Source organism: Nitratidesulfovibrio sp. D1 (genome assembly GCF_051133415.1).
In the GTDB taxonomy this organism is placed as follows: Bacteria; Desulfobacterota; Desulfovibrionia; order Desulfovibrionales; family Desulfovibrionaceae; genus Cupidesulfovibrio.
This window is the reverse complement of the sequence record NZ_JBPGNZ010000003.1, coordinates 431700-457021: the sequence shown is the minus strand read 5'-3', so window position 1 is coordinate 457021 and position 25322 is coordinate 431700. Positions and strand designations below refer to the sequence as shown.

The window sequence follows — 25322 nt, the reverse complement described above, 5'->3', positions numbered from 1 at the left end:
GGCGTGGTGCTGGGTGCCGCGTACCCGCAATGCGCGCCGCGCGCAAGCCCCCGCGCCCGGCAGTCCGGATGCGGGCGGCCTGCCCGCGCCGCTCCGCACGACATCCGCCGCCCATCACCGGCCCAAGGAGCCCCGCATGACCACGCTGCCCTCTTCCGGCCCCCCTGCGCCGCACGCCCCCAAGCCGGAATCCGGCGACGACACGGCCCGCCCCGCGCCCGAACATGCCAAACACGGGGCCGACCATGGAACCCGACATGCCGGACACAGGGCCGACCATGGAACCGGACACGGAACAGACTGCTCCCCGGATCGTGACCCTGCCTGCGCGCCGGGCGGCCAGACCGCGCCGCGCCGCCCCTTCCCGGTGGCGCTGGCCGGGGTGGGCCGCGCCCTGCGCCCGGTGGCCGGATTGCTGCAACGGCCCGACTTTCTCCAAGGCTTTCCGTGGGTGCATCTGGCGGGCATGCTGCTGACCCCGCAGGACCGCGACGAACTGGCGCTTCACGCCTGCCAGCCGCTGAGCGCGCCCGCCACCGCCGCCCCGCCTTCCGCTCCGCCCTCAGCTCCGCCCTCCGCTCCGCCGGACCCCGCCGTGCTGGAAGCCCGCGCGGGCCTGCCCCCCACGCCGCCCGCGCCCGGCGGGGTGGACCGCTTCGAATCCGCCGCCGCCCTGTTCGCGGCCCTGCCCGGCCTGCGCATGGTCATCGACCTGTCCGACGACGGCCGCCACATGGCCGGCCTGCGCGCGGCGGCCCCGGCGGGCGTCTCGCTGCTGGACGCGGGCGGCGCGCTGTGGGTGTGGGAAATGCTGGCCTCGGAAAAGCTGTGCTCCACCTGCAACCTGCACCTGCGCGAGGCGCGCGACCTGTTCGCCACGCTCATCGACCAGGTGGACGAGGACATCCTGCTGCTGGACACCGAAGGCCGCATCGTGGACCTGAACCGCAACATCCTGCAACGCAAGGGCGGCACCAAGGACGACTGGATCGGCACCTGCTGCTGGCAACTGGACGGCGCGGCCTTCTGCTGCCCGCCCGAGCACGGCGGCTGCACCTTCCGCGAGACCGTGACCACCGGCCACAAGGCGGAGCGCATCCACACCAAGGTCAACGAGGACGGGCGGGCGCAGTACTTCCGGGTATACACCTACCCGGTCACCGACGACGCGGGCCGCCTGACGCGGGTCATCGAGATGCGGCGCGACATCACCAACCGCACCAACATGGAACTCCGCCTGCAACAGGCCGAGAAGATGGCCGCCATCGGCGAACTGTCCACCTACGTGGCCCACGAGATACGCAACCCGCTGTTCGCCATCGGCGGCTTCGCCAATTCGCTGCTGCGCTCGCCCTCGCTGGACGAGACGGCGCGCGGCAAGGTGCAGGTGATCCTGGAGGAATCGCGGCGGCTGGACACCATCCTGAAGTCCATCCTGAACTTCGCGCGGCCGACCTCTCCGGTGCAGGGCGAGGTGGACCTAAACCTGCTGGCCCGCCAGACCATGGAACTGATGAGCATCGGATTCGACCAGCGGCGCATCCAGGTGGACATGCAGCTTGCGCCCGCCATCCCCAAGGCGCACGGCGACGGCGAGATGCTCAAGCAGTGCCTGATCAACCTCGTCAAGAACGCGCAGGAGGCCATGCCCGAGGGCGGCCGCCTGACCGTGCGCACCGGCATGTCCCAGCAGCACGTGCACATCGCCGTGTCGGACACGGGCGTGGGCATCCCGGCGGAACTGCACGACAAGATCTTCAGCCCGTTCTTCTCCACCAAGGAGAAGGGCGCGGGCATCGGCCTGGCCATGAGCCGCAAGATCATCGAGGAAATGGGCGGCCGGGTGGACCTGCAAAGCCAGGTGGGCAAGGGCACCACCATCACCCTGTACCTGCAACCGCTGCTGGCCGTGCCCAAACCGGCGGAACCCCGAAGGGACGACCCGGCGGGCGAGGGGATGAAGGGCTGACCCCCGGGGAGGGGGCAGGGAAACCGGGCATGCCGGAAGCCGTCCGATGCCCGCTTGCCTCCGGGCCGATTCTTCCGCACAATGCGCCCCGCGCGGGCGTCGCGCGCCGCCATCCCAACCCCGAACCCAGACCAACCACACCATGCCCACCGCTTCGAACACCACCCCCACGAACATCCCCAGCGGCGCCGCCGTCATCGTGCTGGCCACCCGCAACGCGGGCAAGATCCGTGAACTCGACGACATGCTGAGGGACACCGGCGTCACCGTGGTCGGCCTCGACGCCTACCCCGAAATCGGTGAAATCGAGGAAACCGGCACCACCTTCGAGGAAAACGCCCTGCTGAAAGCGCGCACCGTGGCCCAACTGACCGGCCGCATCGCCGTGGCCGACGATTCCGGGCTGGAGGTGGACGCCCTGGGCGGCGCGCCCGGCGTGTATTCCGCCCGCTATTCCGCCGAAGACGGCGTGCCCGCCACCGACGCCCGCAACAACGAAAAGCTGCTGGCCGCCCTGTCCGATGTGCCGGACGAGCGGCGCACGGCGCGCTTCCGTTCGGTCATCGCCGCCTGCGCGCCGGACGGCCGCCACATCACCGCCGCCGGGGCCTGGGAAGGCCGCGTGGCCACCGCCCCGCAAGGCGACAACGGCTTCGGCTACGACCCGCTGTTCTTCGACCCGGAACTGGGCCGCACCGCCGCCACCCTGACCCGCGACGAAAAGAACGCCCGCAGCCACCGGGGCAAGGCCCTGCGCCGATTGCTGGAGTTGTGGCCCGCCTTCGCGGGGGACCGGGACTAGCCACGGTCAGTTTCCCACCGCTCCGCCTGCCGCGCCGTCGCTCCGCCCGCCATGCGCCACCCTGCCTGCCGCGCTGTCGGACATGCAACGCCCCGCCCACCGCTCCGCCCGCCATGCGCCGGACATGCAACGCCCCGCGAGGCTCCGGTACATCCGGACCATCGCGGGGCTTCTGGTTTTTCAAAAAAATGCGGGTGGCCGGGCGGCCCCCCGCCCGGGGGCTTCCTATTTGGCGGGCTGCTCCGGCTGGGCTGGGGCCTGCGGAACCGGCTGGGGCGCGGACTCGGGCTGAACCTGCTGCGACTGGACGGCGGGCGCGGTGGCGTTCACCGGCTGCACCTCCTTGGTTTCGATGGGCGACACCAGGTTGCCGAACACCAGCAGCATGGCCCCACCCACGGCAAGGCTGCGCGCGCGGATGCCCGCCGCCCGGTTGCCCGCGCGCCAGCGCAGCCAGTTGAAGGCGGCCCCGGCCAGCATGGCCATGCCGCACAGGTTCAGCAGATAGTTGATGGCGTACATGGTCGGCCTCCTGCCGGATTACCGGCGGGTGTCGGGGGTTCTGTCGGGGGGAAGACGGGGAGAGAACCCCCGCAGGGATTTTTGTTGGCATGCCGGGCGGGTGGCGTCAAGCGGGGTGGGAGACGGGAGAGGGGACAAGACACACGTTCTTAGCCGAACGGTTACGCGCCGTTCATCTCTGGCTAGGACAACGAAGGAGGTTGGCGGCTTTCACTTGGACTCTGGGATGCTGGCGCACTGTGAGTTGCCACGCCAAAACATGAAGCACCTTCGCGCATACCCCCTTGACGATAAAGTAGATTTAGCTGACGTTACAAGAGATGGGCAGGCCGCTCAAGCGACTTCAAAACAATGGGCATGAATCTTTGTCTCATCTTTTACGAGCCCCCCTAGCAGTAACCATGAAGACCTACAAAACGACTGCAATGTCGTAAAATTTGTCGCCGATTGCATATATTCTTCATTGTTGGATTGCAAAATGCCGTTGTCTTCATGACGGCTTAGGGCAGTGGGAGACTCTACACGTGAGCAGCGAAAACAAAGGACGCGAACTATTTATCGTCGACAACAGCGTCTCTGGCTGGACCGGCCTGCGGTATCTGGAGGAATGGTCTGGCATCGCGAAGGCGTTTGACATCGCTACGGGCTACTTCGAAATTGGCGCATTACTCATCCTCGATGGCAAGTGGCAGGGGCTAGACAATATCCGAATTTTGATGGGTGCAGAGACCACACATCGAACTAGAAGGGCAATCCTCGAGGCCGTCCGGGCAGACACTTTGAGCAAGCTCGACGTGAGCCTCGAGGACGAAAAAGAACCCAATCCATTCCTACATGGGGTTTCCGCTATCATTGCAGCCCTTCGTTCCGGCCAAATCGCCTGCCGCGTGTACGACAAGGACAAATTCCATGCAAAGGCATACATCACCCATGCCAAGATCGAGGTGATTGGTGCCCAGGCCCTAGTCGGTTCGAGCAATTTCACGCGGCCAGGTCTCACCAGAAACATTGAGTTGAACGTCCAAATCCAAAGCGCACGCGAGGTCACCCAGCTCCAAGAATGGTTCGAAGTCCATTGGAACGAAGCGAAAGAAGTTACCGACGAGGTCATCAAGACGATCTCGCGCCATACCCATCTTTACACACCATTCGATATCTACGCGAAAGCACTGCAAGAATTCTTTCGGGGGCACGAACTGACCGCCACTGAGTGGGATGAAACGCGGTCGCGTATGTTTCCCCGGCTCGATCGCTACCAGCAGGAAGCCTATTGGGCGCTCATGAAGATCGCCCGCCAGCATGGAGGGGCTTTCCTCTGCGACGGCGTGGGTCTCGGGAAGACCTACGTTGGATTGATGCTGATCGAACGGCTCATCCTGCACGAAGGAAAACGCGTTGTCCTGTTCGCCCCCAAAGCCGCCAAAGAAGGCGTCTGGGAGCCTCATCTGCGCCAATGTCTGCCGCACATCGGCGGCGTGGGCGGGGGGGCGGACTTCAGCAACCTCGCAGTGTTCAGCCACACAGACCTTGGCAGGAAAGGGGAATTTCCAGAACGGTTTCAGCGCATCGCCGAGCTTGCCGATGTGGTCATCATCGATGAAGCGCACCACTTCCGAAATCCTGGCAGGGTCGGCAGCGAGGGCGGCAGGGAGCCGTCCCGGTACTACCAGTTGTTTGACCTGCTCGACAGCGTGGAGCGCCCGAAGACCGTTTTCATGCTGACGGCCACGCCCATCAACAACCGACTCAGCGACTTCCGGCATATGATTGAACTCTTCACCCGTAGAGACGAGGCATTCTTTGCCCGGACGCTGGGAGTGAACAATCTGCGCGCACACTTCAACCAGATGGAGAAAGCTCTACGTAGTAGAATCGGGCCGGAAGGGTCCGGTGTTGCCGAGCATATGAGCGAGGCCCAGGAGGTCTTGTTCACCGATGAAATTTTCCGCCAACTCGTGATTCAACGCAGCCGCGCCTACGCACGGGAAAGCCAGATTCGCGAGTATGGGAGGGCCGCAGCCTTCCCGGAACGGAAGGCCCCGCAGGTAGCGGAGTACTCTATCCGCAAGACCTATGGGCGTATGCTCGACCTATTCGAGAAAGCCTTCGGGAAAAAGAACCCGCTTTTTTCACTTCCCATGTACTACCCTCTGCACTGGTACAAGGGATCCAACAAGGCTATTGATGCATTTGAAGAAAGCCGTCAACAACAGGTGGTCGGCCTGATTCGGACAAACTTCCTGAAACGTTTTGAAAGCTCCGTCGTTGCCTTCGAGCTTTCTTGTAACCGCCTGCTTCAGAAGATGCTGGCTTTCCTTGAAGCCCACAGCGAAACCGACTCCGAGAAGAAACGCCTCAGCCGCTGGAAGGCGCAAAACGCAGACGCTCTTGGCTACGCCGTCCAGCGCCAATTTGAGTTTTGGGGGGAAGCTGGAGAAGAGGCCGAGGACGAGGACATCGTGCCCCAGGAATTGCTCGACGCAGTGGAACGGCTCGACCGGGCCGAGTACCAAGTCGAGGAAATGATGTCTGAAATCTTCCTTGACTTGGATGAACTCGTCCGATTCATCGATGAAGCACAGAAGTTCGAAGCAAAACACGACGACAAGCTCCAAAAACTCATCCGCATGCTCAAGTCGAAGGAGTTGGTCGGCCAGAAGGTTCTCATCTTCACCGAGTTTGCCGACACGGCGCGCTATCTCAAGCGTCGCCTGGACGAAGCCGGCATTGAGGGCGTGGAGCAGGTCGACAGCGCGACTAAAAGGAATCGCGCCGATGTGATTCAACGCTTCTCCCCCTATTACAACGGTCTTTCTTCACCGGAACTCATGGCCCAAGAACGCCAGGAAATCCGTGTGCTCATCTCCACCGACGTCCTTTCCGAAGGTCTGAACCTCCAGGACGCCTCACGGATGATCAATTACGACATCCATTGGAATCCCGTGCGGCTGATGCAACGCATCGGCCGCGTCGACCGCCGCATGAATCCGGAGATCGAGAAGCGCCTTGTCACTGACCACCCGGAGGCCGCCTCTTCGCGCGGCAAGGTGAGCTTCTGGAACTTCCTGCCGCCAGAAGAGTTAAATGAAATACTTTCGCTCTATGCCAAGGTGACCCAGAAGACACTACTCATCTCAAAGGCGCTCGGCATCGAGGGCAAGAAACTGCTCACTCCAGAGGATGACTACGAGGCGCTCAAGGAGTTCAGTCAAGCATACGAGGGCACGCGAACGGCCATTGAAGAGATGCACCTCGAGTACCAGGCACTGCTCCAGGCCGATCCGCAACTTGAAGAACGCCTCACCCGCTTCCCCGGTGCCGTCTTCAGTGGCCGCAAACGGCCTTCGAAGGGCGTGCGCGGCGTTTTCTTTTGCTATGCGCTTCCTGCCCTCGACAAGGAGAATGGCGAATTCACCGAAGAGGCGGGCACTACTCGTTGGTACCTCTATGACCTTGACCGAGGCACGATTCGCGAAGAACCCGGCGAGATTATAGCAAGCATCCGCACCAAGCCCGACATGGCGCGCAAGTGCACCACGGAAGAGATGACGCTCTTCGAAATACGCGCCAAGGTCGAGAAACACATCAAGGATACCTACCTCAAGCGCGTAGACGCCCCCGTGGGCGTCAAGCCCAAGCTGCGTTGCTGGATGGAACTGAACGAAGGGTAAAACGATGCAGACCGCTCACCGCACTCGACTCGCGAGCATCCGCCGCTTTGACCAACTCGTCGTCTATTTGCGTGACGAAATGGGATGGCCGATTGAATCCGATGACTTCGAGGAGCTGACTTTCGAGTACACCCCCGAGGAGCTTGGAATCGACTCGAAAAACGCGGCAAAAATCCTGGAGATCAAACGGTTGCGGCCCCTCGCTGCCAACCAGCCCTGGGGCATCTTCTTCGTCAAGTTCGAACCGCAGCGCCTTCCAGTTGTGGCCTTGCGTCGTATCCTGGGCCAGGTTGCGCTCAAGAAACGCGCCTCGGCCAATAAAGCCGAGCGCCAAGCCTGGGCCGCCGACGACCTGCTCTTCATCTCTAACTACGGTGTGGGGGGCGAACGCCAAATCGCCTTTGCTCACTTTTCGAAACCCGTTGACGGTTCGGACCTCCCTACACTCAAGGTTCTTGGGTGGGATAATCTCGACACGCCACTGCATCTCGACGCCGTTGCCCACGAATTGACCATACACCTCGCCTGGCCAGATGAGGGCGACCCGACCGCTTGGCGCAAACGGTGGCGCGGGGCCTTTACCCTGCGCCACCGTCAAGTAATCACCACCTCAAAGGAACTCTCCATCCGCCTTGCCGAGCTCGCCCGCGTCATTCGCGACCGCATCAAGACTGCTCTTGCCATTGAGACCGACAAGGGGCCGCTCACCCAACTCATGAAGGCATTCCAGACGGCGCTGGTTCATGACCTCGACGCCGACGGCTTCGCCGACATGTACGCTCAAACCATCTCCTACGGCCTGCTCTCCGCGCGCATCGTCGACCCGCAAAAGAAGACCGCCGACGACTTGGCTGCCCACATGCGCACGAATCCCTTCCTGCGTGAGCTAATGGAGACCTTCCTCAAGGTTGGCGGGCGACAGGGCAAGGCGGGTGGGCCGGGTATCGACTTCGACGAACTGGGGGTCTCCGAGGTCGTCGAACTGCTCGACGACGCCAACATGGAGGCCGTCGTCCGCGATTTCGGCGACCAAAATCCGGAGGAAGACCCGGTCATTCATTTTTACGAGTTGTTCCTCAAGGAGTACGACGCCAAGAAGCGCATGCAGCGCGGCGTGTTCTACACCCCGCGCCCCGTGGTCTCCTACATCGTGCGCTCGGTGGACGAGCTGCTGCGCACCGAGTTCGGCCTTGCCGATGGCTTGGCCGACACCACCACCTGGGCCGAGATGGCCAAGCGGCACCAGGATCTGAAAATTCCAAAGGGCGTCTCGCCCGACCAGGACTTCGTCCAGATTCTGGACCCGGCCACCGGCACCGGCACCTTTCTCGTCGAAGTCATCGACCTTATCCACGAGACGCTTGTCACCAAATGGAAAAAGCAAGGCTACAGCGAGAAGGAGATCGGCAAGCTATGGAACGAGTATGTGCCAAAGCATTTACTGCCGCGCCTGCACGGCTACGAGCTACTGATGGCGCCCTATGCGATCGCGCACCTCAAAATTGGGCTAAAGCTCTACGAGACGGGCTATCGCTTCGAGCGTGATGAACGTGCTCGGGTATACCTCACGAACGCACTCGAACCGCCAAGTAGCGTGCAGCTCAAGATCGACTTCCTACCGGCGCTTGCTCACGAGGCGCAGGCAGTGAACGACGTTAAGCGGCATTCACGCTTTACCGTTGTCGTTGGTAATCCACCATACTCCGGTATTTCGTCAAACATGACCGACAGCGCACAATGCCTTATCAATGCCTATAAAATTATTGACGGTAAAGCTCTTGATGAGCGTAAGGTCTGGCTTCAAGACGATTATGTGAAATTTATTCGCCAAGCACAGATTACGTTGGACACCACAGGCGCTGGAATACTTGGCTACATAACCAACCACGGCTATCTTGATAACCCAACTTTTCGAGGAATGCGCCAGAGTCTTCAGAACTCCTTTTCGCGTCTGTTCATAATCGACTTGCATGGCAACACGAACAAGAAAGAGCGCTGCCCTGACGGGACAGGAGATGAAAACGTATTTGATATTCGGCAGGGCGTCACGATTTGTCTGGCCTCATGCGGAAGTGACCAGTGTAAAGTGTTACACTCCGAGCTTTGGGGGAGGCGCGAAAAGAAATACCAAAAACTTGCCGACCACTCGATATCGATGACTACCTTCGCACCCCTTATTCCTGATTCACCATATTATTTCTTCAAGCCGCACGAAACTAAAAGTCGTAATGAGTATGACAAAGGATGGCGCATCCCAGATATTTTCCCGCTTAATACCGTTGGCTTTGTTACTGCGAGAGACTCTCTTACAATCCAAGCAACAGCTGGTGATATATGGAAAATTGTTGAGCGTTTCGTTTCTCTCAACGAAGAACAAGCGCGGGCAGAGTTTGGTTTAGGCAAGGATGCTCGTGATTGGCGGGTTACAACGGCTCAACGTGATGTTCGTGCATCAGGCCCAACCAAAAGCCTCATTTACAGAATTTTATATCGCCCATTTGACTTTCGTTTTACATACTACACAGGAACTTCTCGCGGTTTTTACGCTTCCCCATGCAGCAATGTGATGAAGCACATGCTGGAATGTAAAAATTTGGCATTATGCTTCAATCGTCGTGAAGAGCTTGCAGTTAATTACTCTCACTTCCTGGCAACTCGGTTTATGACTGAACACGGTTTACTATCTAGTAAGACAACAAACTATCAAGCCCCCCTTTATCTATCTTCAAGGAATGATATTCTATCCCTTTCTTGCGACGCCCCACGCCCCAATCTTGGTTCCGATTTTCTTAAAGCACTAGCAATGGCCCTGAAGGTTTCACAACGAGGCACGCACGGCTTGCCAGAGGGAGTAACGCCACCAGATATTTTCAACTTTACTTACGCAGTGTTTTACAGCCCTAGCTACAGAAGTCGCTACGCGGAGTTCCTAAAGATTGATTTTCCGCGCCTGCCGTTGCCTAGTAGCCTTGAACTGTTTCGCGCTTTGGCCAAACTCGGTGGTGAACTCGTCGCGTTGCACCTCCTCGAATCCCCCAGACTCGACCATCTCATAACCGAGTACTGCGGCAGTCGTAACCCCGAGGTCGAGAAAGCCTCCTGGTCCAACAACACCGTCTGGCTGGATAAAAAACAGACCATCGGCTTCAAGGGCGTTCGCGAAGAGGTGTGGAACTTCCATATCGGCGGCTACCAAGTCTGCTACAAATGGCTAAAGGACCGCAAAGGGCGGTCGTTGTCGACAGACGAAATCGCCCACTACCAGAAAATCGTCGTCACCCTCTCCGAGACCATCCGCCTGATGAAAGACATCGATGAGGTCATCGAGAAACACGGCGGCTGGCCGGGTGCATTCCAGACAGCCGCTACGGGAAAGGTGTAATAGGAGTCGAGGTCCACTAGCGGATGCGGAGACTTGTTGACACCTTTCCATTCCTATTGCGCTTTCCGACAGCCAACAAATCCGCTTGCGAAACCCAGGTAGAGCAAAAGGGCAGGATTGCCTTCGTAAGAAGCCACCCCCATCCTGCCCTTCCGCCCTTCCCTCTGCGCCTGCCCCTCCCCCCGCCAGTTGCGAACCGTGCCGCAAACCTGATACATGCCACACCGCGAGGAATCGTTCGGGCGGCATGCGCCGCCGCCCTCGCCCACACCTTCCGGCGGCCACCCCGGCCGCCGCCGCGCGGCGTCCGCCGCGCCTCTCCCAAGGAGCACACCACCTATGTGCGGCATCATCGGATACGCCGGTCATCGTCCCGCCGTTCCCCTCATCATAGAAGGACTGCGCCGCCTCGAATACCGGGGCTACGACTCGGCGGGGGTCGCCTTCGTCCAGAACCGCGAGCTCATCACCGTGCGCGCCGAGGGCAAGCTGTCCGCCCTTGACGAAAAGCTGGCCTCGTGCCCCAACACCGTGGCCACCACGGGCATGGGGCACACCCGCTGGGCCACCCACGGCATTCCCGTGGAGCGCAACGCCCACCCGCACAAATCCAACGACGGCAGCCTCGCCATCGTGCACAACGGCATCATCGAGAACTACGCGGAACTGAAGGCCGACCTTGCGGCCAAGGGCTACGTGTTCCATTCCGAAACCGACACCGAGGTGCTGGCCAACCTCATTTCCGAGGGCCGCAAGCACACCGCCACCATGCTCGACGCCTTTGCCTGGGCGCTGCGCCAGGCCCACGGGGCCTACGCCGTGGCCCTGACCACGCCGGAAGAGCCGGAAGTGCTCTACGCCGCGCGCCTGTCCGCCCCGCTGATCCTGGGCGTGGGCACCGGCGAGAACTTCGTGGCCTCCGACATCCCCGCCTTCCTGCCCTACACCCGCGACGTGGTGTTCCTGGAGGACGGCGAACTGGTGCGCATCGACGCCAATTCGTGGAAGGTCATGCGCATCGCCGACCTGTCGGCGGTGGACAAGGCCGTCAACCACATCCAGTGGGACATGCAGGCGGCCCAGAAGGGCGGCTACAAGCACTTCATGCTCAAGGAAATCTTCGAGCAGCCCAAGGTCATCACCGACTGCCTGGCCGGGCGCGTGGACTGGAACCGCATGGAAGTGACCCTGCCGGAACTGGCCACGCTGCCGGTGCCCAAGCGGCTGCACATCGTGGCCTGCGGCACCTCGTACCACGCGGGCATGTGGGGCAAGCACCTGCTGGAAAGCTGGGCCCGCGTGCCGGTGAACGTGGAAATCGCCTCGGAATTCCGCTACCGCGACATCATCCTGGACCCGGCGGACATGGTGCTGGTCATCAGCCAGTCCGGCGAGACGGCGGACACCCTGGCCGCCCTGCGCATCGCGCGGGAGCACGGGGTGAAGGTGGCGGGCCTGTGCAACGTGGTGGGCTCGTCCATCGCGCGCGAGGCGGACGCGGTCATCTACACCCAGGCCGGGCCGGAAATCAGCGTGGCCTCCACCAAGGCCATGTGCAGCCAGATGGTGCTGCTGACCCTGATGGCCCTGCACTGGGGCCGCAACACCGGCGCGCTGTCCGACACCGTGCGCGCCAACGTGCTGCAAACCCTCAGGAAGCTGCCCGGCCAACTGGAAACCGTGCTGCCCGCCATGCGCGACGAGGCGCAGGCGCTGGCCCGCACCTACTCCAAGGCCAAGAGCTTCTTCTACCTGGGGCGCGGCCACTGCTTCCCGCTGGCCCTGGAAGGCGCGCTGAAGCTGAAGGAAATCTCGTACATCCACGCCGAGGGCTACGCCTCGGGCGAGATGAAGCACGGCCCCATCGCGCTCATCGACCCGGACTTCCCCACCTTCGCCCTGGCGCTCAACGACGAGCTGTTCCCCAAGGTGAAGTCCAACATCGAGGAAGTGCAGGCCCGGCGCGGCAAGATCATCGCCCTGACCAACCCCGGCGTGGAACTGAAGGTGGACCACCCCTGGTCCATCCCCGACGCCTGGGGCCCCATGGCCGCCTTCCTGGTGCTGCCCGCCGTGCAATTGTTCAGCTACGAGGCGGCCGACTACCTGGGCAAGGACGTGGACCAGCCGCGCAACCTCGCCAAGAGCGTGACCGTGGAATAACGGCGCGGCGGCCTGCGCCCGCACGAACGACGAACGCCCCGCGCCGGAAAGGTGCGGGGCGTTTTTCGTTGGGGCAAACGCCGTCGGCAGGCGGAGCCGGGCGGGCTTACCGGGCTTACCGAATTGGCCCGCCGTCCTTGGGGGCCATCTCGGCCGCCACCTCGGCGTACATGGTCAGGGCCACCATGGCGAAGGTGAGCAGCAGCGGGCCGTACAACAGGCCCAGGATGCCGAACATGTTCAGCCCGCCCAGGATGGCCAGGAACAGGTAGACCATGGGAATGCCCGCGCCTTCCTTCATGAACCACGCCCTCAGCAGGCCGTCGGAACTGGAGACCAGCACCGCGCACCACCCCAGCAGGAACACCGCCCGCCACGTCTCGCCCGACAGGTACAGGTAGGCCGTGGCCGGGGCCCAGATCAGCGCCGTGCCCACCACGGGGATCATGGCCGCGAAGGACATGGCGAAGCCCCAGAACAGCGCGGGCAGGCCCACCAGGGCAAAGCCCACCGCGCCGATGACCCCCTGGAACACGGCCACCAGCACCCCGCCCATGAACACCGAGCGGGCCACGCCGCGCAGGGCCGACAGCAGGCGGTCCTCCTGGGCGTGGGCCAGCGGCGAGACGCGCTTGACAAAGGCCATCATCTGCCGCCCGTCGCGCAGCAGGAAGTACAGGATGAACAGCATGAGCAGAAAATGGCCGAACAGGTACACCGCGTTGCCCACCCCGGCGGTGATCCCGTGCAGCACGGCCTCCCCGGCCTGGCGGGCCGCGCCCAGCAGGGTGCCGCGCAGGCTGGCCGGGTCGAAGTCGATGAACTCCGAGGCGTCGATGCCGAAGTCGGCCAGGGTCTGGGTGACCCACACCGAAAGCTCGTGCAGCCGGGCCAGCCCCAGTTCCACCGGGGCGGGCAGGGAACCCGCCGCAGAGGCGGCGCCCCCGGCGGCCACACCAGCGGCTGGGGCGGCGTCGGCCGGGGCATTGCCCGCACCGTTACCGGACGCCGCGTAAAAGGCCATGGCCGCGCGGGCCAGGGCGCGGGCCTGGGGAATCAGCGCGGCCACGAACACGGCCAGTGGCGCGGCCACACCCAGCAACAGGGTAAGGATGGTGGACGCCGCCGCCAGGTCGCGCTGGCGCACCCGGCGGGCGATGCGTTCCTGCAACGGAGCGGCCAGCGCCGCCACCACGATGGCCACGGCCAGGGTGTGGATGAACGGCCGGGCCAGCAGCCAGCCGATGCCCACGGCCACCACGGCCAGCAAGGCCAGCCAGACCCGCGTGGGCGCGGCGTGGCCGCCAGCCGACGGGACGGGGGGCATGGAGGAGGGCTGAGGGGCGCGGGGCTGCACGGGGGCGTCCTCCCCGGCTGGGATGACCGGGGCGGCATCGGCGCGGTTGGACGCGCTGGGGCAGCCGCCGCAGGGCGCGGCCAGCCGCGACGCGGCGCGGCGCAGCACCGGCCGGGCGGAACGGCGTCGGGAACGTACAGGGGTACTCATGGCGCGGTGCTAGCATGCGGTGTCCGCCGAAGCAACAGCGGCACGGCGACGTTGCGGTGTCTCATGCCGTGCTGCGGGGGAGGACACGGGAAAGGCCGGTACCCCCCTACAACTCCGCGCGCTCCAGCAGCCGCAACGGATGCAGCACCACCACCTCGCGCCGGGTCACCCGCACCAGCCCTTCGTCCTGCATCTCGCGCAGGAAGTCGCTGACGGTCTGCTGGCACGAGCCGGTCATGGCGGCCATCTGCTCCTGGGTCAGGCGCACGGGGATCACGGCGGGCTCGTGCCAGGCAGCCTCGTCGCCCAGCACTTCATAGGCCATGTACACCAGCAGCTTGGCAAGGCGGGTGCCCACGTCGCAGCCCAGACGCCGCCCGAAGTTGGCCCCGCAGTAGCCGCCCAGCATGGCGAACACGGCCAGTTGGTAGATCACGGTGTCGGCCACGCCGCGCACGATGAACTGCGAACCGATGTTGGCCACCTTCACGAAATTGCCGGTGCCCACGGCCACCATCATGGGCAGGCCGAAGGCCGCGTGCAGCATGGGGGTGAACAGGAAGCCGCCACCCACGCCGATGATGCCGGTGAGCGCGGCGATGAAGAAGTTGCCGAAGGCCGGGTACAGGATGTTGGTGCGGTAGGGCACGCCGTTCCATTCACCGCCCGCGTAGAGCGGACACCATGGCCGCCATCAGGCCGATGACGGCGGAGGCCAGGCTGTTGGTGCCCAGGGCCACCTTGACCGGCAGGCCCAGCCACAGGGTGTACAGGGGTACGGAGAACAGGCTGATGAACGCCCCCACCATATCGCCCAGGAACCCGGCCACCATGCCCACGCCAATGCCCAGCACCGGCACCACGTTGACGGTGCCCCAGCTGGGGTGGCTCCAGGCCACGGTCCACGAGGGAGCCACCGATTCCTTGACCAGCGCCAGCAGCAGCACGGCGGTCAGCGCCCACAGGATCATGTTGGCGGGGGTGCGCTCGCCCAGCACCGCCCGGATGCCCATGAGGAACGGGGAACAGACCATTTCGGCGTCCGCCGTGCCATTTGCCGGGGCCGCGCCCGCCGCCGCGCCCGTCTTGTTCGTATCCGCCATTCCCGGCCTCCCTTGCTGGTTGAAGTGGTTGCGTTGTCGAGTGTGCCCGCCGCCCGCGCGTCCACCGGAGAAGGACGGACGCGGGGCGCGCATCATGAGCCACGGGAGTAGCGCGGAGAGGCCGGGGGGTTCTATCGCGGGGACGATAAACGGAGGAAACGTGACGGAAAAAATAGCGGGAGGGCAGGCGATACACAGATGAACTATCTAAAATGACAGCATGTTGTGAATAGCTGCATCAAAAACGGGCGGAACCGGCCCGGCACCGCCACGCCTGCTGACAACCCGCGCGGGCCGGGGTATGGGTAAAGCATCCCCGTCCCTACCGCACGGGGAGGAGGGTGCGCCGTGTTCGCCCTGCTGTTCCTGCAACGTCCCTGCGTGGGCTGCGGCTTCTGCTGCGCCAAGGCGCAGTGCCCGCCCGGCCGCGAGGCATACGGCCGCCACCGCCGCTGCCCCGGCCTGTTCTGGGACGGGGCGCGCTACCGCTGCCGCCTGGTCATGGCCGACGCGCAGGTTGCCGCCGTGCTGCGGGTGGGCCAGGGTTGCTGCCGCCCGCTGAACCGCTGGCGCAGGAACGTGTGGGAACGGGTGAAACCGCTGTAACGGCCCCCGCCCGGCCCCGGCCACCTCCGCCCCGCCGCCTTCCATCCCCGCCAGTCCATGCCCGCGCGCACGGCTTTGCTTCGGGCGCGGCCTGACGTATACCTTGTGCGCGGGTCGCCCGGCCCGCACCCATCCCGCCACATCCAACCGCCAACCGGAACCAGCATGTCGCTCACCCAACGCCTCGGCCTTCGCGGCGAGCCCCTGTGGCTCATGGACGGCTCGGCCTTCATCTTCCGGGGCTTCTACGCCTACCAGAACATGCAGCGCTCCGACGGGTTTCCCACCAACGCGCTGTTCATCGTCACCCGCATCCTGCTGCGCATCCTGCGCGAGGAACGTCCGTCCAACTTCTGCTTCGTGCTGGACGGCAAGGGGCCGACCTTCCGGCACGAGCTGTTCCCGCCGTACAAGATGCAGCGCGCCGTGACGCCGGAACCGCTGGTGCAGCAACTGGACCCCATCAAGCGCATGGTGAAGGCGCTTGGCCTCCCGCTTGTTGTCTCCGACGGGTGCGAGGCCGACGACTGCATCGCCTCGCTGGCGGCGCGCCACCGCGCCGAGCGGCCCGTGGTCATCGTGGGCACGGACAAGGACCTCAAGCAGTGCCTGCACGACAACGTGGTATTGTGGGACCCGGCGGCCAAGGAAGAAAAGCTGGTCACGCTCCGCGACTTCACGGCGGAAACGGGCCTGGAGCCCGCCCGCTGGCCCGACTTTCAGGCGGTCATCGGCGATTCGTCGGACAACATTCCCGGCATCCCCGGAGTAGGACCCAAGACGGCGGAAAAGATATTCAAGGACTTCGCCTCGCTGGAGGACATCCGCGACCGCGTGGGCGAACTGCCCGAAAAGCTGCGCGCCAAGTTCGAGCCGCACCTGGACACCATGTTCCTGTACCGGCGGCTGACCACCCTGACCACCGACGCCTGCCCGGAAGTGACCCTGCCCGACCTGGCCGTGCACCCGCTGGACCCGGCCGAGGCCGGGGCCGTGCTGCGCGAGTTCGAACTGCGCCAGCTGACCCGCGAACTGTCCGGCATGATCGAGAACGGCAGCGTCGCCTCTACCCCGCGCTCCACTTCGCAGGTGCAGGCCAGCCTGTTCGGCGACGAGGGCCGCCGGGCCGACCCGGTGAACACCTGCGCCGACCCCGGCAAGCTGCCCGACTGCGAGGGCGTGGCCGCCGCCGTGGTGCCGCTGTTCGACAACGGCAACGTCATCGCCTACGCCGTGGCCGCCGGAGACTGCGAAAGCCGCTACTCCGGCCCGGTGGCCGCGCTGGCCCGCCATCTGTCCAAATCCGCCCAGATCGCCGCGCCCGACGTGAAGCACCTGCTGCGCACCGACCCGGCGTGGGGCGACATCGACCCGGCCCGCTGGTTCGACCTGGGCCTTGCCGCCTACCTGCTGAACCCGGAAGAGCGCGACTACTCCTGGCCGCGCCTGGCCGCCCGCTGGGGCGACGAACTGGAGCGCTCGTCCGGCAACCCCGGTCTGCTGGCGCTGGAAATGGCGGGCGCGCTGTCCGGCCGCCTGGCCGGGGCGCAATTGTCACGCCTGATGCGCACGCTGGAAATGCCGCTGATCCCCGTGCTGGCGGACATGGAGGCCACGGGCATCGCCGTGGACCTCAACGCCTTCGCCGCCTTCCTGCGCGAGGTGCAGGCCGAACTGGACCGCCTGACGCGCGACGTCTACAAGGCCGCCGGGGGCGAGTTCAACATCCGCTCCTCGCAACAGCTGGCCGAACTGCTGTTCGGCACGCTGGGGCTGCCCACGGGCGGCAAGACCAAGGGCGGCCAGACCTCCACCGCGCAGGACGTGCTGGAAAAGCTGTCCGGACGCCACCCGGTGGTGGACGCCATCCTGGAATTCCGCAAGCTGGAAAAGCTGCGCTCCACCTACCTCGAACCGCTGCCGCGCCTGGTGGATGCGGCCGGGCGCATCCACACCACCTTCAACCAGTTGGCCACGGCCACCGGGCGGCTGTCGTCCAGCAACCCGAACTTGCAGAATATTCCCGTGCGGGGCGACCTTGGCCGCCGCATGCGCACCTGCTTCACCGCCGCGCCGGGCCTGCGCCTGGTCTCCGCCGACTATTCGCAGGTGGAACTGCGCGTGCTGGCCCACATGTCGCAAGACCCCACGCTGCTGGCCGCCTTCCGCGAGGGGGCGGACATCCACAGCCGCACCGCCAGCCTGCTGTACGACGTGGCGCAGGACCAGGTGTCCACCGACCAGCGCCGCAACGCCAAGACCATCAACTTCGGGCTCATCTACGGCATGGGGCCGCAGAAGCTGGCCCAGGAACTGCGCATCCCGCTCACCGAGGCCAAGGCGTTCATCGAACGGTACTTCAGCAAGCTCCAGAAGCTGCGCGAATTCTACGACGCGGCCGAAGCATCCGCCCGCGAACAGGGCTACGTGACCACCATGGCCGGACGCCGCCGCCTGCTGCCGGAAATCCATTCCGAGAACACCCAGCTGAAGTCGCAGGCCCGCCGCCAGGCCATCAACACCCTGATCCAGGGCAGCGCCGCCGACATCATCAAGCTGGCCATGCTGGCCGCCCACGCCGACCCGGACCTGCGCGCCCTGAACGCCCGGCTCATCCTGCAAGTGCACGACGAACTGCTGCTGGAAGTGCCGCAGGACAACGCCGCAGCAGCAGGACAACGCCTGGCCGCCATCATGTCCGGCGTGCGCCCCGGCGGCGTCGCGCTGGATGTTCCGCTGGCGGTCGACTGGGGGCAGGGCGAGAACTGGGGAGTGGCCCACTAAAAAATAGCTCCCCGTCCTGACGTGCGCCTCCCACTGGCATTTCCTGCTCTTTCAGCGTAGTGTGGTACAAAACTTTCGAGTGAATCAACCCAATTAACTCGTCACAATCCTTGTCGCTTAATGCATTCAGCCATTCGTAGGAATACTGATATTCGTCCAGTCCATGTCAATCTTATTGGAGTGTTAGTATGAGCCTCGATTCCCTGTACCCACTAGACGGCCCATCCCACCGGATGCAGACATGCCAGCATGGGCACACAACAGAGAACTCGCAGGACATTATAAACAAAATAGCCAAGATGTACTTCTATGAGTTTTTTGCAGGCGGCGGCATGGTTCGCGCCGGGTTAGGGGAAAAATGGGAATGCTTATTCGCTAATGACTTCGACCATAAAAAAAGCGCCACCTACAGGCGTAATTGGGGCGATGGCGAGTTGTTAACTAGTGATGTACGCAATGTGAATCCAGAAAACCTTCCCGGGCACGCAAACCTTATCTGGGGGTCTTTCCCATGTCAGGATTTATCCCTTGCTGGCGCAGGTGCTGGCCTCAGCGGTGACCGTTCCGGAACGTTCTGGCCATTCTGGAAATTGATTGAGAATCTTATAACAACGAATCGCGCACCTGAAATTATCGCTCTAGAGAATGTTATAGGAACACTACATTCACATAGCGGAAAAGATTTCATAGCGATTTGTGCTGCATTCCACCAGGCAGGCTATCGCTTTGGCGCAATGCAGATCAACGCCTCCATGTTCGTACCACAGTCACGCCCCCGCTTATTTATCATAGGTGTTCGCCAAGATTTACAAATTCCCCAAAATACACTGCGTCAAGGTCCTTCTCCATTGTGGCATACTCGTCCCTTATGGGAAGCCCATGAGAAACTTCCTGCTGAAGTGCGGCAAGGCTGGATATGGTGGGACATGCCGACACCGAGACCTCGCACGACTACACTTGCCGATTTGGTCGAGGAAAATCCCACAAGTGTAACGTGGCACACAACCGCAGAAACTCGACGCCTCCTCGCCATGATGAGTGAAGTAAACCGTATGAAAGTTGAGAATGCCAAAAAACTCTCAAAAGAAACTGGTCGGCGACTTGTTGGCACCGTCTATAAACGCACGCGCCGTGATGAAAACGGCTACAAGGTGCAACGCGCGGAAGTTCGCTTTGATGATATCGCGGGGTGTTTACGAACGCCTGCTGGCGGATCAAGCCGACAACTCATCATAGTGATTGACGGGGACAACGTCCGTTCGCGCCTTATTTCCAGTAAGGAAACCGCAAGGCTCATGGGCTTGCCTGACCATTATGTCTTGCCAGACAACTACAACGAGGCATACCACCTCACGGGAGATGGTGTAGCTGTACCTGTCGTCAAACATATTGCAGATAATATCTTTGGACCGTTGCTGGCTATGCCCAGAAATCTTGCGCGAGAGGCAGCATGAGTATCATCCCCTGCGAACAAAATCGTACGCTGCGCAAAATGATTGAAGAATACGCCGAACAACTCAAAACCGAAGCCCACAAACTTGGGACACATGGCCTGAGTGAACAAGAATTTTACAATAGCGGATTATTCCGAGGCGCCATTGAGCGTGTGCGAGGTCAATTCTCCGCCACAATGCGAGAAAAACGCGAGTTCGTTCAGCATATACTTAATTACATGCAAGATTGTGGCTATATTGCAGATTGGGATTCAGCTGGAGAGGCCAATCGACATGACTATGTTGTGCAACTAACCTCTGGACGCACCGCGATAATCGAACTCAAAGGTTGCCTCGATGGCAACAATACTAACATCTTCGAACGACCACCACATGCACAAGAGTTCGTTATTTGGAGCGTCTGCACCAACCCTGGGGCTGATCCTCAACATAACGCATGGTCCGGTATACACACGCGATTGAGCGCTGAAATTATCTTTCGCGAACAACGCGTGGATGGGATCGTAATATGGGATATGGTATGCGGCACGGTAGGTAGAATATGTCCAAAAATTGCAAACGATTCCAATCGTCAGGTACGGGTTGGACCATTCGTTTTACCGCCACCGTGCATCTATGTGCTTCCGGAGACAATCCCGAGCCCTCGCAATAACCCGCACCCTACCCCTCAGCGCCTTGAGAACGTACAATTGCTCAAGGCGTTCCACGACTGCTTCAATGGCCGCGATGACGAAGTTAACTACGTGGACTTTGAAGTCGCTCACCAGGGCTCGGACACCGTGCGAAAGACACGGGTGGTGCGTGATGGCGAGACACAACGCGAATCGGACGCCACCGCAATCCGCCGGGCCTAAAGAATCGCCTGCGGAGCAGCGCAGCCGCACCATGCGTGCTGTGCATTCGTGCGACACCACGCCAGAACTTGCTGTTCGTAAACTATTGCGCTGCCTTGGCTTCACCAGCTATCGACTGCATCGTAAGGACTTACCTGGAAAACCCGACGTGGTTTTCGTCGGACAACGCAAGGCGATATTCGTACATGGTTGCTTCTGGCATGGACACAACTGTCCGCGCGGAGCCCGTGTGCCGAGCACAAACACCACCTATTGGTTATCAAAGATTGCTCGCAATCAGCACCGAGACGTAGACAATCAAGCTAAGTTAATCCAACTCGGCTGGTCTGTTCTGATTATATGGGAGTGTGAACTCAAAAACCCATCAATGCTCTCTGCTAAGATTCTGCAATTTCTATCCAAAAAGTAAACTCGTCTCTCCTTGAAAGGAGACATTACCCCCGCAACGCTTTTCGTATTCCCATCGAAGGACCGCATGAAGACACTGATCCTGAAACGCGGGGAAGAGCGCCGACTGCGCGTGGGGCACCTGTGGGTGTTCAGCAACGAGGTGGACGTGCAGCGCACGCCGCTCAAGGACTTTGCGCCGGGCGAGGCCGCGCTGGTCATGGACGACGGGGGCCGGTACCTGGGCACAGCCTACGTGAACCCGGCCTCGCTGATCTGCGCCCGGCTGGTGAGCCGCCGCGAGAACGACCCGCTGAACGCGGACCTGATCAGGAACCGGGTGGACCGCGCCCTGGCCTTGCGGCAGGCGCTGTTCGACACGCCGCACTACCGGCTGTGCTTCGGCGAGGGCGACATGCTGCCCGGGCTGGTGGTGGACCGCTACGGCGACACGCTGGTGGCCCAGATCACCACGGCGGGCATGGATGCGCAGACGGACGCGGTGGTGGCGGCGCTGGTGGAGGCCACCGGGGCCACCGGGGTACTGCTGCGCAACGACACGGCCTCGCGCGAACTGGAAGGGCTGGCGCGCGAGGTGCGCGTGGCCTACGGGTCCGTCCCCGACACGACGGAGATTTCCGAGAACGGCTGCGCCTTCACGGTGCCGCTCACCGCCGGGCAGAAGACCGGGTGGTTCTACGACCAGCGGGACAACCGGGCCTTTGCCGCCCGCTTCGCCAAGGGGCGGGACGTGCTGGACGTGTTCTGCTACGTGGGCAGCTTCGGGGCCACGGCGGCGCGCGCGGGCGCGGCCTCGGTGACGCTGGTGGACGCGTCCCTTCCGGCCGTCGAACTGGCGGTGGAGAACGTCAAGGCCAACGGGCGCGCGTACGGGATCAACGGCGTGGGCGGTGTGGACGACGCGGACGGCATCGAGGGCGACGCCTTCGAGGCCATGGCGGAACTGCGGCGCGAGGGCCGCAGGTTCGGGCTGGTGTGCCTGGACCCGCCCGCGTTCATCAAGCGCAAGAAGGACGCCAAGCAGGGCCTGACGGCCTACCAGCGGGCCAACGAACTGGCACTCGACCTGGTGGCCGATGGGGGTGTATTCGTCACCTGTTCCTGCTCGCAACACCTCGACAGGGAAGAATTGCGCCGCGTGCTCACCCATGCCGCGGCGAAACGCAAGATGCAGGCCCAGATCATCGCCCAGGGGCACCAGGGCGCGGACCATCCGGTACACCCGGCCATGGCCGAGACCGACTACCTGAAATCCTTCACCGCGCGGATATTCCGCGCCTGAACCGGAGACATCGCGGCATGCTCGACAAGCCCCGCCTGCTCACCCCCGGCCCCACCCCCATTCCCGAACGGGTGCGGCTGGCCATGGCCCAGGACATGATCCACCACCGCAAACCCGCCTTCAAGGCCATCATGGCGGCGGTGCAGCCCAAGCTGCGCACGCTGTTCGGCACGTCCCGGCCGGTGCTACCCATGGCCTGTTCCGGCTCGGGCGTCATGACCGCCGCCGTGCACGGCCTGTTCAGGCCCGGCGAGAAGGTCATCGTGGTCGAGGGCGGCAAGTTCGGCCAGCGCTGGCGCGAAATCGCCGCCGTGCGCGGCCTGGACGTGGTGTCCGTGGTGGTGGACTGGGGCCGCCCGGTCACCCCGGCGGAAGTGGAAGCCGCCCTGAACGAACACCCCGACGCCGCGGGCGTGCTGGTGCAGTCGTCGGAAACCTCCACCGGCACCCTGCACCCGGTGCGCGAGATAGCCAGACTTACCGCCGGGCGCGACACCCTGCTGGTGGTGGACGGCATCTCCGCCGTGAGCATCTCGCCCTGCCCCATGGACCAATGGGGCATCGACTGCCTGCTCACCGGCTCGCAGAAGGGGCTGATGCTGCCGCCGGGCCTCGCGCTCATCGCGCTGTCCGAGCGGGCCTGGCGCAAGGCGGACACCGTGCCGCCCTCGTGCTTCTATTTCAACTTCCGGGGCGAGCTGGCCAACCTGGAAAAGCAGCAGACCCTGTTCACCACGCCGGTCAGCCTTGTCATCGGGCTCAACGAAAGCCTGGACATGTTCCTGGAGGCCGGGCTGGACACCGTGTACCGCAAGCAGTGGGCGCTGACGCAGATGGCCCGGCGCGGGGTGACGGCCATGGGCCTTGAGCCGTTGGTGAAGGAAGGCTACACATGGGGCCTGACCAGCGTGCTGCTGCCCGAGGGCGTGCCCGCCACCGGCGTGCTGCGCGTGGCCGCGGAACGCTTCGGCGTGATCATGGCCGCCGGGCAGGACCACCTGAAGGAACGCATCATCCGCGTGGGCCATATGGGCTGGCTGGACTGGGGGGACCTGGCCGCCGGGCTGCACGCCCTGGCCGAGGGCTTCCGGGCCTGCGGCGGGTACATCGGCGCGCGCGACGTGCTGGAACAGGCGCTGGCCGCCTACCAGGCCGGGCTGGCGGTTACGCCGGGAACCGAAATCTAACCGCAAGGATCAGGACATGGCCGACAACGAACGCACCGGCTGCGGCTGCGCGGCTGCCTCAGGCAAGGGTGGAGACAAGGGTGAAGACAAGGGCGGCGCGCAGGACGCTCCCCACGATGCGACCCGCGATGCGACCCAGGATGCACCCCAGATGCCGCAGGTGACCTTTTCCACCTTCATCCTGTCGCTGGCCTCGTCGGCGCTGGTGCAACTGGGCGAAGTGCCCGACCCCGACACCGGGCGCACCAGCGAAAACCTGCTGATGGCCAAGCACACCATCGACGTGCTGACCATGCTCCAGGAAAAGACGCGCGGCTGCGCCGACGCGGACGAGGCGCGCCTGCTGGAGGGCGTGCTGTACGAACTGCGCATGAAGTACGTGGTGCACAGGAAGTAACCGCCAGGTCACACAGTCCAAACAGATCAAACAGCGCAAGGACCACGGCATGACCACCATCCGCGCCGGGCTCGTGGGCGTTACCGGCTACACGGGCATGGAACTTACCCGCCTGCTGGCGGGGCATCCGGACATGCGCCTCGTGCGCGCCACCTCGCGCACCGAGGCGGGCCGCCCCCTGTCCGACATCTATCCCTTTCTGCGCGGGCTGCCCGGCGGCGACGTGGTCATGACCGCGCCCGACCCGGACGACCTGGCCACCAACTGCGACGTGGCCTTCCTGGCCGTGCCCCACGGGGCGGCCATGGAAATGGGGGCCACCCTGCGCGAGCGCGGCCTGCGCGTGGTGGACCTTTCGGCGGATTTCCGCCTGCGCGACCCCGACGTGTACGAAGCCTGGTACAAGGTGCCGCACACCCGCCGGGCCGAACTGCCCCAGGCGGTGTACGGCCTGCCGGAACTGTACGGCGAGCAGGTGAAGAAGGCGGGCCTCGTGGCCAACCCCGGCTGCTACCCCACGGCCACAATCCTCGGGCTGTACGCGGCGCTGAAGCACGGACTGGTGGACACCGGCGACATCGTCATCGACGCCAAGTCCGGGGCCACCGGCGCGGGCCGCAAGGCCGCCGTGGGCACGCTGTTCTGCGAGGTGTCCGACACCTTCCGGGCGTACAACATCGGCAAGCACCGCCACACCCCGGAAATCGAACAGGAACTGTCGGCCGTGGCGGGCACTGCCATGACGGTTTCGTTCAACCCGCACCTGCTGCCCGTCAACCGGGGCATCCTGGCCACCATCTATGCGAAGCTGGCAAAGCCCGTCAGCCCGCAGGACGTGCAGGCGGCCTTCGAACAGACCTGGAAAGGGTCGCGCTGGGTGCGCGTGCTGCCCGCCGGGCAACTGCCGGAAACCCGCCATGTGCGCGGCACCATGTTCTGCGACGTGGGCGTGGTCACCGACCCGCGCACCAACCGCCTGGTCATTCTTTCCGCCATCGACAACCTGTGCCGGGGCGCCTCGGGCCAGGCCGTGGCCAACGCCAACCTGATGTTCGGCCTGCCCGTGGAAACCGGGCTGATGCTGGCCCCGCTGATGCCGTAGAGGCTGTCTCCATTTGGAGACCGCCCCTGAGTGGCACGGCGCTTTTTCCGCACACGAAAGGGGGGCGCTCCGGCATGGAGCGCCCCCTGTTTTTTCTTCGCAGCGTGCATGCGGCGGCCCATCGGCCGC

Annotated in this window: 18 protein-coding genes; 14 read left to right on the top strand and 4 right to left on the bottom strand. The window is 63.5% G+C overall.

The window, feature by feature from the left end; all coding sequences use genetic code 11:
• Positions 1-136 precede the first annotated feature (136 nt).
• Positions 137-1969: a two-component system sensor histidine kinase NtrB gene (locus ACR4XJ_RS07585; RefSeq protein ID WP_434754655.1), complete on the top strand. Its 1833-nt coding sequence runs from the start codon at positions 137-139 to the stop codon at positions 1967-1969.
• Between the two features lie 142 nt (positions 1970-2111).
• Positions 2112-2771, top strand: a complete 660-nt coding sequence (locus ACR4XJ_RS07580; RefSeq protein WP_434754654.1) for an XTP/dITP diphosphatase — start codon at positions 2112-2114, stop codon at positions 2769-2771.
• A 225-nt stretch (positions 2772-2996) separates the two neighbouring features.
• On the opposite strand, the gene ACR4XJ_RS07575 is transcribed toward ACR4XJ_RS07580, so the two are convergent.
• Positions 2997-3293: a hypothetical protein gene (locus ACR4XJ_RS07575; RefSeq protein WP_434754653.1), complete on the bottom strand. Its 297-nt coding sequence runs from the start codon at positions 3291-3293 to the stop codon at positions 2997-2999.
• Positions 3294-3817: 524 nt separating this feature from the next.
• On the opposite strand from ACR4XJ_RS07575, the gene ACR4XJ_RS07570 reads away from it, so the two are divergent.
• The 3 genes from ACR4XJ_RS07570 to glmS all read left to right on the top strand — a co-directional run bounded on the left by ACR4XJ_RS07570 (position 3818) and on the right by glmS (position 12509).
• Positions 3818-6964, top strand: coding sequence for a helicase-related protein (locus ACR4XJ_RS07570; protein ID WP_434754652.1), 3147 nt, complete (start codon positions 3818-3820; stop codon positions 6962-6964).
• 4 nt (positions 6965-6968) lie between these two features.
• On the top strand, positions 6969-10346 hold the full coding sequence (locus tag ACR4XJ_RS07565) for a type ISP restriction/modification enzyme (protein WP_434754651.1): 3378 nt from the start codon (positions 6969-6971) through the stop codon (positions 10344-10346).
• Between the two features lie 339 nt (positions 10347-10685).
• Positions 10686-12509 (top strand): glutamine--fructose-6-phosphate transaminase (isomerizing), encoded by a 1824-nt coding sequence (gene glmS, locus ACR4XJ_RS07560; RefSeq protein ID WP_434754650.1) that lies wholly within the window; start codon positions 10686-10688, stop codon positions 12507-12509.
• 115 nt (positions 12510-12624) lie between these two features.
• On the opposite strand, the gene ACR4XJ_RS07555 is transcribed toward glmS, so the two are convergent.
• The 3 genes from ACR4XJ_RS07555 to ACR4XJ_RS07545 form a co-directional block, all read right to left on the bottom strand.
• Entirely contained in the window at positions 12625-14016 is a 1392-nt protein-coding gene (locus ACR4XJ_RS07555) for an AI-2E family transporter (protein WP_434754649.1), read from the bottom strand.
• A gap of 106 nt (positions 14017-14122) precedes the next feature.
• Positions 14123-14665, bottom strand: coding sequence for a TSUP family transporter (locus ACR4XJ_RS07550; protein ID WP_434754648.1), 543 nt, complete (start codon positions 14663-14665; stop codon positions 14123-14125).
• Between the two features lie 10 nt (positions 14666-14675).
• Positions 14676-15119: a hypothetical protein gene (locus ACR4XJ_RS07545; RefSeq protein WP_434754647.1), complete on the bottom strand. Its 444-nt coding sequence runs from the start codon at positions 15117-15119 to the stop codon at positions 14676-14678.
• Between the two features lie 348 nt (positions 15120-15467).
• Between ACR4XJ_RS07545 and ACR4XJ_RS07540 the strand changes: the two genes are divergently transcribed.
• The 9 genes from ACR4XJ_RS07540 to argC all read left to right on the top strand — a co-directional run bounded on the left by ACR4XJ_RS07540 (position 15468) and on the right by argC (position 25193).
• Positions 15468-15725: a hypothetical protein gene (locus ACR4XJ_RS07540; RefSeq protein WP_434754646.1), complete on the top strand. Its 258-nt coding sequence runs from the start codon at positions 15468-15470 to the stop codon at positions 15723-15725.
• 165 nt (positions 15726-15890) lie between these two features.
• On the top strand, positions 15891-18509 hold the full coding sequence (gene polA / locus ACR4XJ_RS07535; RefSeq protein WP_434754645.1) for a DNA polymerase I: 2619 nt from the start codon (positions 15891-15893) through the stop codon (positions 18507-18509).
• Between the two features lie 188 nt (positions 18510-18697).
• Positions 18698-19963 (top strand): DNA cytosine methyltransferase, encoded by a 1266-nt coding sequence (locus ACR4XJ_RS07530; protein ID WP_434754644.1) that lies wholly within the window; start codon positions 18698-18700, stop codon positions 19961-19963.
• Complete coding sequence (locus ACR4XJ_RS07525) at positions 19960-20817, top strand: hypothetical protein (protein WP_434754643.1); 858 nt, start codon at positions 19960-19962, stop codon at positions 20815-20817. The genes ACR4XJ_RS07530 and ACR4XJ_RS07525 overlap by 4 nt, the downstream gene beginning before the upstream one ends.
• The gene (locus ACR4XJ_RS07520) at positions 20768-21226 is read left to right on the top strand and encodes a very short patch repair endonuclease (RefSeq protein ID WP_434754642.1); all 459 of its coding nucleotides are present in this window, start codon (positions 20768-20770) and stop codon (positions 21224-21226) included. Before ACR4XJ_RS07525 ends, ACR4XJ_RS07520 begins: the two co-directional genes overlap by 50 nt.
• A gap of 66 nt (positions 21227-21292) precedes the next feature.
• Positions 21293-22507, top strand: a complete 1215-nt coding sequence (locus ACR4XJ_RS07515; protein WP_434754641.1) for a class I SAM-dependent rRNA methyltransferase — start codon at positions 21293-21295, stop codon at positions 22505-22507.
• A gap of 17 nt (positions 22508-22524) precedes the next feature.
• Positions 22525-23694, top strand: a complete 1170-nt coding sequence (locus ACR4XJ_RS07510) for a pyridoxal-phosphate-dependent aminotransferase family protein (RefSeq protein ID WP_434754640.1) — start codon at positions 22525-22527, stop codon at positions 23692-23694.
• Positions 23695-23710: 16 nt separating this feature from the next.
• Complete coding sequence (locus ACR4XJ_RS07505) at positions 23711-24091, top strand: DUF1844 domain-containing protein (RefSeq protein WP_434754639.1); 381 nt, start codon at positions 23711-23713, stop codon at positions 24089-24091.
• A 49-nt stretch (positions 24092-24140) separates the two neighbouring features.
• Complete coding sequence (gene argC, locus ACR4XJ_RS07500) at positions 24141-25193, top strand: N-acetyl-gamma-glutamyl-phosphate reductase (protein ID WP_434754638.1); 1053 nt, start codon at positions 24141-24143, stop codon at positions 25191-25193.
• Positions 25194-25322: the final 129 nt, after the last annotated feature.

Excerpts from the sequence above, each read along its gene's own strand:
- ACR4XJ_RS07585 (WP_434754655.1), top strand. The coding sequence starts at position 137 with ATGACCACGCTGCCCTCTTCCGGCCCCCCTGCGCCGCACGCCCCCAAG.
- ACR4XJ_RS07580 (WP_434754654.1), top strand. The coding sequence starts at position 2,112 with ATGCCCACCGCTTCGAACACCACCCCCACGAACATCCCCAGCGGCGCC.
- ACR4XJ_RS07575 (WP_434754653.1), bottom strand. The coding sequence starts at position 3,293 with ATGTACGCCATCAACTATCTGCTGAACCTGTGCGGCATGGCCATGCTG.
- ACR4XJ_RS07565 (WP_434754651.1), top strand. The coding sequence starts at position 6,969 with ATGCAGACCGCTCACCGCACTCGACTCGCGAGCATCCGCCGCTTTGAC.
- glmS (WP_434754650.1), top strand. The coding sequence starts at position 10,686 with ATGTGCGGCATCATCGGATACGCCGGTCATCGTCCCGCCGTTCCCCTC.
- ACR4XJ_RS07555 (WP_434754649.1), bottom strand. The coding sequence starts at position 14,016 with ATGAGTACCCCTGTACGTTCCCGACGCCGTTCCGCCCGGCCGGTGCTG.
- ACR4XJ_RS07545 (WP_434754647.1), bottom strand. The coding sequence starts at position 15,119 with ATGGCGGATACGAACAAGACGGGCGCGGCGGCGGGCGCGGCCCCGGCA.
- polA (WP_434754645.1), top strand. The coding sequence starts at position 15,891 with ATGTCGCTCACCCAACGCCTCGGCCTTCGCGGCGAGCCCCTGTGGCTC.
- ACR4XJ_RS07530 (WP_434754644.1), top strand. The coding sequence starts at position 18,698 with ATGAGCCTCGATTCCCTGTACCCACTAGACGGCCCATCCCACCGGATG.
- ACR4XJ_RS07525 (WP_434754643.1), top strand. The coding sequence starts at position 19,960 with ATGAGTATCATCCCCTGCGAACAAAATCGTACGCTGCGCAAAATGATT.
- ACR4XJ_RS07520 (WP_434754642.1), top strand. The coding sequence starts at position 20,768 with ATGGCGAGACACAACGCGAATCGGACGCCACCGCAATCCGCCGGGCCT.
- ACR4XJ_RS07515 (WP_434754641.1), top strand. The coding sequence starts at position 21,293 with ATGAAGACACTGATCCTGAAACGCGGGGAAGAGCGCCGACTGCGCGTG.
- ACR4XJ_RS07510 (WP_434754640.1), top strand. The coding sequence starts at position 22,525 with ATGCTCGACAAGCCCCGCCTGCTCACCCCCGGCCCCACCCCCATTCCC.
- ACR4XJ_RS07505 (WP_434754639.1), top strand. The coding sequence starts at position 23,711 with ATGGCCGACAACGAACGCACCGGCTGCGGCTGCGCGGCTGCCTCAGGC.
- argC (WP_434754638.1), top strand. The coding sequence starts at position 24,141 with ATGACCACCATCCGCGCCGGGCTCGTGGGCGTTACCGGCTACACGGGC.